10 protein-coding genes and 1 riboswitch are annotated in these 10,863 nt (G+C 67.9%); of the genes, 6 read left to right on the top strand and 4 right to left on the bottom strand.

Annotation, left to right across the window (positions count from 1 at the left end; translation table 11 throughout):
- The first annotated feature begins 20 nt into the window (after positions 1 to 20).
- From BM252_RS26410 to BM252_RS26400, 3 genes are all read left to right on the top strand, one after another.
- Positions 21 to 2,156 (top strand): S46 family peptidase, encoded by a 2,136-nt coding sequence (locus tag BM252_RS26410; protein WP_093390649.1) that lies wholly within the window; start codon positions 21 to 23, stop codon positions 2,154 to 2,156.
- Between the two features lie 167 nt (positions 2,157 to 2,323).
- Positions 2,324 to 2,971, top strand: a complete 648-nt coding sequence (gene pnuC, locus BM252_RS26405) for a nicotinamide riboside transporter PnuC (RefSeq protein WP_093390648.1) — start codon at positions 2,324 to 2,326, stop codon at positions 2,969 to 2,971.
- Positions 2,968 to 3,501 (top strand): AAA family ATPase, encoded by a 534-nt coding sequence (locus BM252_RS26400; RefSeq protein ID WP_093390647.1) that lies wholly within the window; start codon positions 2,968 to 2,970, stop codon positions 3,499 to 3,501. Before pnuC ends, BM252_RS26400 begins: the two co-directional genes overlap by 4 nt.
- A 213-nt stretch (positions 3,502 to 3,714) precedes the next feature.
- On the opposite strand, the gene BM252_RS26395 is transcribed toward BM252_RS26400, so the two are convergent.
- Complete coding sequence (locus tag BM252_RS26395; protein WP_093390646.1) at positions 3,715 to 5,832, bottom strand: TonB-dependent siderophore receptor; 2,118 nt, start codon at positions 5,830 to 5,832, stop codon at positions 3,715 to 3,717.
- 79 nt (positions 5,833 to 5,911) lie between these two features.
- Positions 5,912 to 6,009: riboswitch (TPP riboswitch) on the bottom strand.
- A gap of 187 nt (positions 6,010 to 6,196) precedes the next feature.
- Between BM252_RS26395 and BM252_RS26390 the strand changes: the two genes are divergently transcribed.
- The gene (locus tag BM252_RS26390; protein ID WP_093390680.1) at positions 6,197 to 6,496 is read left to right on the top strand and encodes a ferritin family protein; all 300 of its coding nucleotides are present in this window, start codon (positions 6,197 to 6,199) and stop codon (positions 6,494 to 6,496) included.
- A gap of 79 nt (positions 6,497 to 6,575) precedes the next feature.
- On the top strand, positions 6,576 to 7,139 hold the full coding sequence (locus tag BM252_RS26385) for an Imm26 family immunity protein (RefSeq protein ID WP_139236762.1): 564 nt from the start codon (positions 6,576 to 6,578) through the stop codon (positions 7,137 to 7,139).
- On the opposite strand, the gene BM252_RS31255 is transcribed toward BM252_RS26385, so the two are convergent.
- The 3 genes from BM252_RS31255 to ompR are packed head-to-tail and all read right to left on the bottom strand — an operon-like array spanning position 7,120 to position 10,155.
- Positions 7,120 to 8,046 carry a hypothetical protein gene (locus tag BM252_RS31255; protein ID WP_174900695.1) on the bottom strand — a complete coding sequence of 309 codons (927 nt, stop codon included), beginning with the start codon at positions 8,044 to 8,046 and terminating at the stop codon, positions 7,120 to 7,122. The genes BM252_RS26385 and BM252_RS31255 overlap by 20 nt on opposite strands.
- Positions 8,047 to 8,087: 41 nt before the next feature.
- Positions 8,088 to 9,446 carry a sensor histidine kinase gene (locus tag BM252_RS26375; protein ID WP_093390644.1) on the bottom strand — a complete coding sequence of 453 codons (1,359 nt, stop codon included), beginning with the start codon at positions 9,444 to 9,446 and terminating at the stop codon, positions 8,088 to 8,090.
- Positions 9,447 to 9,453: 7 nt separating this feature from the next.
- Positions 9,454 to 10,155 (bottom strand): osmolarity response regulator transcription factor OmpR, encoded by a 702-nt coding sequence (ompR, locus tag BM252_RS26370; RefSeq protein WP_279765193.1) that lies wholly within the window; start codon positions 10,153 to 10,155, stop codon positions 9,454 to 9,456.
- A 325-nt stretch (positions 10,156 to 10,480) separates the two neighbouring features.
- Between ompR and BM252_RS26365 the strand changes: the two genes are divergently transcribed.
- The gene (locus BM252_RS26365; RefSeq protein ID WP_245774464.1) at positions 10,481 to 10,795 is read left to right on the top strand and encodes a hypothetical protein; all 315 of its coding nucleotides are present in this window, start codon (positions 10,481 to 10,483) and stop codon (positions 10,793 to 10,795) included.
- Positions 10,796 to 10,863: the final 68 nt, after the last annotated feature.

Genomic DNA, 10,863 nt, shown 5'->3' with positions numbered 1-10,863 from the left:
TTTACAACCGGGGACACATCTTGTTGAAACATCTGATTTTACCGGTCGCCCTGCTGGGCGCCACCGCCGCCCAAGCCGACGAAGGCCAATGGCAGCCGCACCAACTGCTGCAATTGAAGGGTGAACTGAAACGGGTCGGCATCGCCATCCCCGCCGAGAAGCTGGCCGACCTGGCCAAGCATCCGATGAGCGCCATCGTCTCGCTGGGCGGCTGCTCGGCCTCCTTCGTCTCCGACGCCGGCCTGGTGGTCACCAACCACCACTGCGGCTACGGTGCCATCCAGCGCAACTCGACGGCCGAACACAATTACATCACCGACGGCTTTCTCGCCAAGACCCGCGCCGAAGAGCTGCCGGGCGGCCCGAACACCCTGGTCTACGTCACCGACAAGGTGGAGAACGTCAGCGCCCGCGTGCTCAAGGGCCTGGACAACAAGATGAGCGGCATCGAACGCCACGAGGCGGTCGAGCGCAGCATCAAGGCGCTGATCGCCGAGTGCGAGACCGACAAGATGTACCGCTGCTCGGTGCCGAGCTTCCATCGCGGCCTGGAGTACTACCGCATCCGCCAGATGATGATCCGCGACGTGCGCCTGGTCTACGCGCCGTCCGACAAGATCGGCAACTACGGCGGCGACGTCGACAACTACGAGTGGCCACGCCACACCGGCGACTATTCCTTCCTGCGCGCCTACGTCGGCAAGGACGGCCGCCCGGCCGACCCGTCGCCGGACAACGTGCCCTACAAGTCGAAGGACTTCCTGGTGGTCTCGGCCGCCGGCCTGAAGAACGGCGACCCGGTGCTGTTGGCGGGCTACCCTGGCCGCACCAGCCGCTACAAGCTGCCCAGCGAGATCCGCTACGCCCGCGACAGCGCCTATCCGGCCAAGGTGGCCGAGTTGCAGGCCGACCTGGACGTGATCGCCGCCAGTACCCAGGGCAGCGCCGCCGACGCGGTGCGCTACGCCAGCGTCGCCAAGGGTCTGCACAACGTGATGAAGAAGACCCGCGGCCTGCTCGACGGCTTCGCCCGCAAGGACATCGCCGCCGTCAAGGACGTGCAGGACGCCGAGTTCCGCGCCTGGTACGCCAAGCAGCCGCGCGCGCCGCAGGCCCTGCTGGCCGAGCTGGACGCCGTCATCGCCGCCGACATCGCCCTCAGCAACGAGGAGTTCGGCTGGTCGGTCGCCACCAATAGCGACCTGCTGAAGAGCGCGCGCACCGTCTACCGCCTGGCGCTGGAGAACGGCAAACCGGACGCCGAGCGCGAATCCGGCTTCCAGCAGCGCGACCTGACCTTCATCAAGGCGCGCCTGAACCGCCTGGAACAGTCCTACGTGGGCGCGGTCGACCGGGCCCGCTTCGGCGCCGGCCTGCAGCGCTACGCCAAGCTGGCCCCTGCCATGCACGTGCAGGGCCTGGACGCGCTGCTGCCGGCGGCCGACGCCGTGCCGGCCTTGTACCAGTCCTCGCAACTGGGCGACACCGCGCGCCGCCTGGGCTGGGTAGGCCAGGACGCCGCCGCCATCGCCGCCGCGCCGGACGCCTTCCTGCAACTGGCCGTCAAGCTGCACGGTGTCGCCATGTCGCTGGAGGAGCGCCGCAAGGAGGTCGACGGCCAACTGGAACGCGTGATCCCGCAGTACATGCAGGCGGTGATCGGCTGGAAGGAATCGCAGGGCAAGCCGGTCTACCCGGACGCCAATTCGACCCTGCGCGTCACCTACGGCACGGTGGCGCCGTACTCGCCGCGCGACGGCATCAGCAAGGGGCCGTTCACCACGGTCGAAGGCATCGTCGAGAAGCACACCGGCAAGGAGCCCTTCGTCGCGCCGGCCGCGCTGATCGAGGCGGTCAAGGCCAAGCGCTACGGCCTGTTCAAGGACCCGGTGCTGGGCACCGTGCCGGTCAACTTCCTGACCAGCGCCGACACCACCGGCGGCAACTCCGGCTCGGCGGTGATGAACGGCCACGGCGAACTGATCGGCCTGAACTTCGACTCGACCTACGAGTCGATCACCAAGGACTGGTACTTCGACCGCGACATCACCCGCGCCATCCACCTGGATATCCGCTATATGCTGTGGGTGATGAAGGAAGTCGACCACGCCGACAACCTGCTCAAGGAAATGAGCATCAAGTATCCAAAGAAGTAGGCGAGGAAGTAGGCGTCGGGCCGAGCCGCAAGGCTTGACCCGATGACCACACGCCGACCAAGGCCGCCAGCCGCAAGGACTGGCGGCCTTTCGCATGGCACGCGGGCTTTGCATATTCAGCCGTTTGCCAGCATAATTCCGCCCACCTGCCGTCTTTTGCCCCGCCCATGAACGAATCCTTCTCCCTGCTAGGCCTTGCCATCTCGCCGCTGGAGCTGGTGTCCTTCATCCTGTCGGTGCTGACGGTGTGGCTCAACATCCGCCAGAAGCACTGGGCCTGGCTGTTCTCCATCGTCTCCTCGGCCACCTACGGCGTGGTGTTCTACGAGGCCAGGCTGTACGGCGACATGGGCCTGCAACTGGTTTTCATCGCCGTCTCCGTGTGGGGCTGGTACCAGTGGCTGCACGGCGACGACAGCCACGAGCAGCTGCCGGTGACCCGTTTGGACGGGCGCGGCCGCTTGGCCTGCGCCGCCGGTTGGCTGATCGGCTTCGGCGTGCTGGCCTGGTTCCTCAAACACTACACCGACACCGACGTGCCGCGCGCCGACGGCTTCCTGACCGCCGGCAGCCTGGTCGGCCAGCTGCTGCTGTCGCGTAAAAAGGTCGAGAACTGGCACGTCTGGATCATCGTCGACGTGCTCTACGTCGGTCTATACGTGCACAAGCACCTGATGCTGACGGCCGTGCTGTACGCGCTGTTCGTGTTGATGGCGCTGGTCGGCCTGCGCGCCTGGCACAAGGCGGCCGGCGACGCCGGCGGCGGCACTGGTCTGGGGCGCGAGCCGGGAGCCGGCGAGCTGGCGCTGAAATGAGCCGCGCCGGCCCGCTGCGGGTGGCCATCCTGGGCACCGCCTCGTCCGGCAAGTCGACGCTGGCGGCGGCCCTGGCCGCGCACTACAACACCGTTTGGGTGCCCGAATACCTGCGCGAGTTCGTCGACACCGAGGCGCGCGTGCCGGTGGCGGCCGACCAGTTCCCCATCGCCCGCACCCAGTTGGCGCGCGAGGAGCAGGCCGCAGCGCGCGCCAACACCTACCTGTTCTGCGACACCACGCCGCTGATGACGGCGGTCTACAGCCGCCACTACTTCCTTGGTATCGACCCGCAGTTGGCCGTGCTGGCCGACCAGCACCGCGACCATTACGACCTCACGCTGGTCACCGCGCCGGACATCCCCTGGGTGCCCGAGGGCCTGCAGCGCGAGTGCGAGCAGGTCAGCCGCATCATCAGCGTCCTGTTGATGGAGGAGCTGGCGGCGCGTTCGATTCCCTATCAAATGGTGGCCGGCAGCGTGGAGCAGCGCGTGGCCGGCGTGGCGGCGCTGTTGCAGAACCTGAGCTAGCACAGGCTTAGGAAGGCGGGAGCTCAAGTAGGAGGCAGCCCGCCGGGTGGGGATTGATTCAGCCCGCACCGCGAAGAGCTTCGCGATGCGGTTGCAGTGCATTTTGCAGGTGCCGAACCAGGGGCGAATTTTAGGGTCAGACCCTAGGGTCTGACCCTGGATTTCCGCCGCTGGCTCCTGCTTGACATGGCGGAAAAGCGCCGCTCTGGCAGATTACAAGTCGAACTGGGCCGAGACGCGGAAGGTGCGTTTGGCGCCGGGGAACAGGTAGCCGCCCAGGTCCGGCGTCACGTCGCGCCAGTAGAACTTGTCGAAGGCGTTGTCGACGTGGGCGCGCAAGGTGGTCGCCGTGCCGGCGATGCGGGTGGCGTAGGCGGCGCCCAGGTTGACCACGTGGTAGGCCGGCACCATCAGCGTGTTTTCTTTGTCGAAGGCCTTCTTGCCGGAGTACTGCCAGTTGGCGTTCAGCTTCAGGCCGGCCAGTTGCGGCACGGCGTAGTCGGCGTAGACGGTGGACTTGAAGGCGGCCACGTTGGTCACCCGTTTGCCGTCCAGCTCGGCGCGGCCGGTGCCGCTCTGCTGCGTGTTGAGCGCGGCGGCCGAGGCGCCGACCGCCAGCGCGCGGCTCAGTTTGCCGTTGATCGCCAACTCCAGACCGCGATGCTGCTCGACGCCGTTGCGCACGAAGGTGTTGCTGGTGTCGTCGGTGTACTCCAGGCCTTTGCGGATCTGGAACAGCGCGGCGCTCACGCTCAGGTCCGGCGTCAGCTCGCTCTTCACGCCGACTTCGAGCTGCTTCGACTTGCTCGGGTCGAGGGCGCGGTTCTGGTTGCTGGTCTTCTTCGGCGCGATGCCGCCATGCTCCAGGCCCTGAGCGTAGGAGCCGTACAGCGCCAGCTTGTCCTGCGGGCTGTAGACCAGTGCTACGTTGGGCAGCCAGAAGCCGCTGTCGATCTTGGCGTTGGCGAAGCCGGCGCGGACGAACTCGTCGCGCTTGACCTGGGCGTAGCGGACGCCGGCGTGCAGCTTGAGTGTCTCGCTCAAGCCGACGATGTCCTGCGCGAACAGGGCGCGCTCATTGTCGCTGCGGCGCTCGGTGACCGGACCGCTGCTCAGGCCGGACGGCTGCACTGCCACCGGATGGTAGATATTGCTCGGCTGTTCGATGTACTCGTAGACGTCGTCGCCCCACTTCTCGCTGTTCTTGTAGAACGAGGCGCCGCCGGTGAACTCGTGGCGCAGCGCGCCGGTGGCGAAGCGGCCCTGCAGCATGGCCTGCGCCGCCAGCGGCGACTTCTTCTCGCCCAGGCTGACGTAGTCGTAGACGTCGTAGTCGCCGTTCGAGCAGAAGCCGGGGAACAGGTTCTGCGCCGAGCAACCATACGGGAAGGCGGTGTAGTCGTCGCGCTTGAAGTGGTGCTGGTTGGCGCTGAACGTGGCCTTCCACTCGGGCGAGAAGCGGTATTCGAAGCGCACGCCGAGGTTGCTGCTGGTGGTCTCGACCGGTTTGCTCCACGGTTGGTTGTTGAGCATGGTGTCGGCGGCGACGCGCGGCAGGTCGGTGCCGCCGATCAGCTGGAAGCCGGGCGCCGAGACCTGCGACTTGGTCTGGTAGTCGGCGTCGATCTGCAGCAGGGCCTGCGGCGAGATCTGCCAGTCGACGGCGGCGGAGACGAACTTGCGGTTGCCGTCGGCGCCCTTGATGTAGGAGCGCAGGCGCTCGGCGGCGGCGTTGACGCGGTAGCCGAAGCGGCTGTCCTCGAAGCGGCCGCCCAGGTCGACGGCGCCGTAGACGGTGCCGCGTTCGCGCACCTCCAACAGCACCGAGCGCAGCGCGCCGGTGGTGGGGCGCTTGGTGGCGTAGTTGACGATGCCGCCGGGCGCGGCCAGGCCGGCCTGCAGGCCTCCCAGGCCCTTGAGCACCTCGATGCGCTCCTTGTTCTCCAACGGGATCTGGGTATCGCCGGGGATGGCCAGGCCATCCTTGCGGTAGCTCGAGGCGTTGTCGAGCTTGAAGCCACGGATGGAGAACTGCTCGGCGTAGCCGACGGCGTTGTAGGCGTCGCTGATGCTGGCGTCGTAGCGCGCCGCGTCGGTGGTCGAGCGAATGTCGCGGTCGTACATCTGTTGCGAGCTCAGCACGCTGACCGAGGCCGGCGTTTGCAGCAGGGGCGCGTCGCCGAAGCCGGCCACGGAGGCGTGGGCGGAGGCGATCCGGCTGCCGCTGACGATCACTTCGGTCATAGCCTGCTCGGCGGCGGTGGCAGGCATTGCGAAGGCTTGGAACACCGCCAGCGCGGCGGCGGAAACTGCGAATTGAGGTGTGGACATGGTGTGCTCTTGTTCAGGTCGGCGTTGCCGACTTGCTGCTTGTTCGGCCGGAGCCAGCGCAGGAGCATTTCAAAGGAGGAGGAACCACTTTGCGCTTTCCTTCGCTGGCATTATCCAGATCAGGTACGAAGGGTATCTCTCACCCGGAACAGCGTTCCAGGACCCCTAGCGAGGCGGTAGTGTACCACGAAGCGCGGTGCCGGCCGGGCGCCGCGACGGCGATTGTGGCGCGGCTGTGACGCGGCGGCGCAGGCCCGGCGCCGCCACGGTGGCGTGCGACGTTCCGGCCGGCGAGCCGTTAGACTTGAGCTTTGGGGCTGGCCGACCGACAATGGCGTTTTCGAATGTCATGAAGGAGAGCAGCATGTCGCATCAATCATTGGACGACCTGGACGGCGAGCTGCCGGCGCCGACGCTGGACATGCACCGCGCGCTGGCCGCGCTGGGCGGTAAGCTGGCCGAGTTGGACCAGCTGAACCAGCGCTGGGAGCTGTGCACCGATCCGGAGCTGCGCCTGCTGCTGGGCAGTCTACGCAACACCACGCGCCAGCAGATCGCCATGCTGCTGGAATGGACACGCCGGCGCGACGCCGCGCTGGACAAGGAAATGAAGGCGGCGCTGTTCAAGGCCGGCCCGATCGCCGCGCAATACCACTACGAGTAGCGCCACGGCGCGCACGTCGCGGTGCGCGCGGCGGTGATCGGGTCCGGCCCGGCAGTGTGCCGTATTGAGGAGGGAATGCATGAAACAGCCATATCACGAGGGAAGCTGGTTCGCCGTGCCGCTGTGCGACGGCGGCTACGCCAGCGGACTGGCGGCGCGCTTGGCGCCCAGCGGCAAGATCATGCTGGCGTACTTGTTCGGGCCGAAGCGGGCGGCGCCGCCGGCGCTGGCCGAGCTGGCCGAGTTGACCCCGGCCGACGCGCTCAAGGTGCTGCGTGTCGGCGACATGGGCCTGGCCAGCGGCCGCTGGCCGGTGCTGGGCAGCGTGGCCGACTGGCAGCCGGCCGCCTGGCCGATGCCGCCCTTTCTGCGTCGCGCCGAGCAGTTGCACCGGGCCTGGCGCGTCACCTATTTGGATAGCGATCCCAGTCGCCCCGAGCGGGAGGAGTCGGCGCCCTACGACACCGGGGGCTTGGATTCCGATTCGCTGTATGGCTTCGGCTCGACCGAGCTGCTGTTGAGCCGCTTGTTGGGCGCCATGCCGCCCAATGCCCACGCCTTGCCTGGAGCGCGCCGGGCGCTCGAGGCGCACGAGGGGCCGGGGCAGGGTAGTTATCCGGCCGTCACGGCGCCGGGCAACTGACGTTCCAGGCGGTCAGCTCGGCGCGGTGCTGGCGCACGGCGACCCGGGCCTCGTTGCCGCGGTCGCTGCGGTAGCGCAGCTCGTACATGGCGCCGCCGCCAGCCGCGCCGGCCGGCGCCGGTCCCAGCGCCTGCAGCGTGAAGTCGAGCGCGCGCAGGCGGGCGCAGGAGGTGTTGCCGGCGAAGAGGAGGCGGGCGCGCGTCAGCAGTTCGGCCTGGCCGCGCAGCAGGGCGACGGCGGCGGCGTCCGACAGCGTCGGCAGCAGCAGCGCCGGCTGGCCGGGCTGGCCGGGCTGCGGCGTGGTGCAAACGGCGCCGCGAGCCAGCCACACATAAGTCAAACTCGAAGCCGAAGCCGAAGCCGAAGCCGAAGCCGAAGCCGACGTCGATGTCGAGTTCGCAGCCGAACTTGACGCCGATGCCGCGCCGCCGTCGCCGGCGCTCCAGCGCTGGTCCTTGCGCGCCCGTTCATCGTAGTGGAAGCTGCTTCTTTGCAGGCGGCACAGGCCGGCCCTGGCCGGTTCCGGCGTCGAGTCCAGCTCGGCCACCACTTGCCAGCGGCGCTGCCCCTTGGCGCGGCTGATGCGCCATCGCGGGCTGGGCGGCGCGGCGTCCGGAAACAGCGCGTGGTGGAAGGCGGCGAACGAGTCCGCCTCGGCGGCGCTGGGCGCGCGGCTGGCGAGCGGCGCGCCGGCTGGTCCGCCTGTCTTCGCGGCCGCAGCGGTCGCGCTCCTGGCAGCGGAAGCGACGGTGCCGGCCGCATCGGCGGGAACGGCTACACCTGCCGCGCCAACGGCTCCGGCCGCGCCGGCAAAGCCGGCCAGCAGGCCGATGGCCGCCAGCAGCGAAAGGTGGCGGTCGGCACGCCGGGCGGGCGGCGCGCGTCGGCGCGGTGGATTCATGGACATGGCGGACAACATCGCTAACGGGGCGGGGCGGCGCGGCCGGCTCAAGCCAGCGCGCGCATGACGATTTGGATCAGCAGACCGCCGCCGTCGCGGTTGCGCACGTGCAGTTCGGCGCCGTGGCGCAGCAGCACGCGCTCGACGATGGCCAGGCCGAGGCCGGCGCCGTTGGCCTGGCCGCGCGCCGTGTCGAGCCGGGTGAAGGGCTTGAGCAGCTGCTCGATCTGCTCGGGCGGCACGCCGCTGCCGTGGTCCTGCACCTCGATGACGACGCGCCTGGCCGTGGGCATGCCCTTGACGCTGCACTTGATGTCGATCTCGGCCACGTCGGTGTCGGCCGTCTTGCCATAGCGGCGGGCGTTCTCGATCAGGTTGTTGAGCACCCGCTTGAGGTCGGTGGCGTTGCCCATCACGTGGGCGCGCTCGGCGATGTCGGTGCTGATGCGCACGTCCGGCAGGCGCTCGGCCTCGCGGGCGGTGTCGGCCAGCAGGGTGCCGATGTCGACGTCGATGAAGCTGGACGCCTCGGTCGGTTTGGCGTAGTCGAGGAACTGGCCGATGATGGCGTCCATCTGGCCGATGTCGGACTGGATGCCCTCGCGCGCCTCGTCGGACAGGTGGGCCATCTCCACCTCCAGTTGCATGCGCGCCAGCGGCGTGCGCAGGTCGTGCGAGATGCCGGCCAGGATCACCGCGCGGTCCGACTCGACCTGCTGCAAGTCCTCGACCATCTGGTTGAAGCTGCGGTTGGCCTCGATGATCTCCATCGGCCCCTTTTCCGGCAGCGGAGCAGGGCGTTTGCCCTGGGCGATGGCGCGCGCGGCCACCGTCAGGCGCGCCAGCGGCAGGTTGATCAGGCTGGAGATCAGCGCCGCGCCCAGCAGCGACAGCAGCGACACCAGGCTGGCCCAGCCCAGCCACTGTACGCCGGTCAGGCCGCGGATGCGCTCGCGCTCGAGCATCAGCCAATACTGGTCGTCGTCGATCTTGAAGCTGACCCAGAAGCCGGCCACGCCGTTGACCTCGGCCGAGAAGCGCGTGTCGGCGCCCAGCTTGGCCTTGACCAGCGCCTCGATGTCGGGCATCAGCGCATTGTCCGGCGCCGGCTCGACCTTGTCGTCGTCCTCCAGCGGGAAGACGCGGATGCCTTCGTTGGAGACCAGGTCGAACAGCAGCTCGCGGCGCAGCTCGGGCGCCGAGTGGGTCAGCGCGGCGTGGGTGATGGTGACCACCGAGATCACCTGGGCCGAGATCTGCTGCACCTGCGGCTCGCGCTGCACCACGCTGATCATGCCGACCCAGGCCGCCATGCTCACCGTCGTCAGGGCGCCGAGCAGAAAGAAGGTGCGCCAGAACAGGCCGCTGCTGAAGCGGCCGAAACGCGAAAAGTGGGGAACTCTCATCCAGTGCTTAGCGCGGCTGGCCTTCCGGGATGAACACATAGCCCAGGCCCCAGACGGTCTGGATGTACAGCGGGCTGGAAGGGTCCGGCTCGATCAGCTTGCGCAGGCGCGAGATCTGCACGTCCAGGCTGCGGTCGAACACCTCGTATTCGCGGCCGCGCGCCAGCTCCATCAGCTTCTCGCGCGACAGCGGTTGGCGGGCGTGGCGGGCGAACACCTTCAGCACCGAGAACTCGCCGGTGGTCAGCGGCACCGTCTCGCCGGCCTTCTTCAGCGTGCGCGTGCCCAGGTCGAGCACGAACTGGCCGAACTCGAAGGATTGCGGCGTCTCCGACGGCGCGCCGGGGATCTCGTCCGGGCCCTTGCGGCGCAACACGGCGCCGATGCGCGCCACCAGCTCGCGCGGGTTGAACGGCTTGGGCAGGTAGTCGTCGGCGCCCATCTCCAGGCCGACGATGCGGTCGACGTCCTCGCCTTTGGCGGTCAGCATGATGATCGGCGTCTGGTCGCCGGCGCCGCGCAGGCGGCGGCAGATCGACAGGCCGTCCTCGCCGGGCAGCATCAGGTCGAGCACCAGCAGGTCGTAGCGCTCGCGCAGCCACAGCTTGTTCATCGCCGTCGCGTTCTCGGCGGTGAAGACGTTGAAGCCCTGTTCGGTCAGGTAGCGGCGCAGCAGGTCGCGCAGGCGGACGTCGTCGTCGACTACCATAATCTTGGCCTGGTGGCCATTCTGGTTAACGGTAGTGTTGCCGGATTCGGTGGTCGAGGTGGTCATTGGCGAGCCAGATTTGTCATATTCATGGTGCTATGGTAACGTCATATTCGTCGTACGAAAACGTCTGTGACAAGCCATTACAAAGTGTTACAAACTTTACCCAATCCGACTTACTAGGGCGGGTAAAGCATCATACACTCCAGACATAGATTCATTTCAGGCTTTCGGCTTTACCGGTTTCACGAAGAGGAACACCATGCGCATCGACCACAAAAAAAATCACGCGGCAGCAAGCGCATCTTTTTGCGTTCGATATTCCATGGTCGCGCTGGCCGTCGGCGCCAGCTTGTTGAGCGGCGCCGCGTTGGCCGAGGGTTTCAGCGACCAGCAGGGCCGCGACGCGCCGCGCGACCAGCGCGACCAGCGCAGCCAGCCGGCGCGCGACCCGCGCCAGCTCGATCCGCGCAGCTACGAGGCGCGCGCCGAGGAGCAGCGCCGCGCCTTGCAGGACGCCAGCCACAACGCCGAGATCAACCGCCGCGTCGGCCGCCTGACGCCGGACGAGCGGCGCGACCTGCGACGCCAGATCAACGAGGTGGGGCAGGACCTTTACGCGACGCCGCCCCGGCGTTAATTGAGCCGCCGCAAGGCGGCTTTCTTTTTGCGTGGACGTTTTGGTAATTTTCCGCAAATTTCCTTCCT

The sequence above is a fragment of the Rugamonas rubra genome (assembly GCF_900114705.1).
Taxonomy (GTDB): Bacteria; Pseudomonadota; Gammaproteobacteria; order Burkholderiales; family Burkholderiaceae_D; genus Rugamonas; species Rugamonas rubra.
Note: the sequence above shows the minus strand (reverse complement) of the source record. Positions and strands in the feature narration are given on the sequence as shown.

Excerpts from the sequence above, each read along its gene's own strand:
- pnuC (WP_093390648.1), top strand. The coding sequence starts at position 2,324 with ATGAACGAATCCTTCTCCCTGCTAGGCCTTGCCATCTCGCCGCTGGAG.
- BM252_RS26400 (WP_093390647.1), top strand. The coding sequence starts at position 2,968 with ATGAGCCGCGCCGGCCCGCTGCGGGTGGCCATCCTGGGCACCGCCTCG.
- BM252_RS26395 (WP_093390646.1), bottom strand. The coding sequence starts at position 5,832 with ATGTCCACACCTCAATTCGCAGTTTCCGCCGCCGCGCTGGCGGTGTTC.
- BM252_RS26390 (WP_093390680.1), top strand. The coding sequence starts at position 6,197 with ATGTCGCATCAATCATTGGACGACCTGGACGGCGAGCTGCCGGCGCCG.
- BM252_RS26385 (WP_139236762.1), top strand. The coding sequence starts at position 6,576 with ATGAAACAGCCATATCACGAGGGAAGCTGGTTCGCCGTGCCGCTGTGC.
- BM252_RS31255 (WP_174900695.1), bottom strand. The coding sequence starts at position 8,046 with ATGTCCATGAATCCACCGCGCCGACGCGCGCCGCCCGCCCGGCGTGCC.
- BM252_RS26375 (WP_093390644.1), bottom strand. The coding sequence starts at position 9,446 with ATGAGAGTTCCCCACTTTTCGCGTTTCGGCCGCTTCAGCAGCGGCCTG.
- ompR (WP_279765193.1), bottom strand. The coding sequence starts at position 10,155 with ATGGTAGTCGACGACGACGTCCGCCTGCGCGACCTGCTGCGCCGCTAC.
- BM252_RS26365 (WP_245774464.1), top strand. The coding sequence starts at position 10,481 with ATGGTCGCGCTGGCCGTCGGCGCCAGCTTGTTGAGCGGCGCCGCGTTG.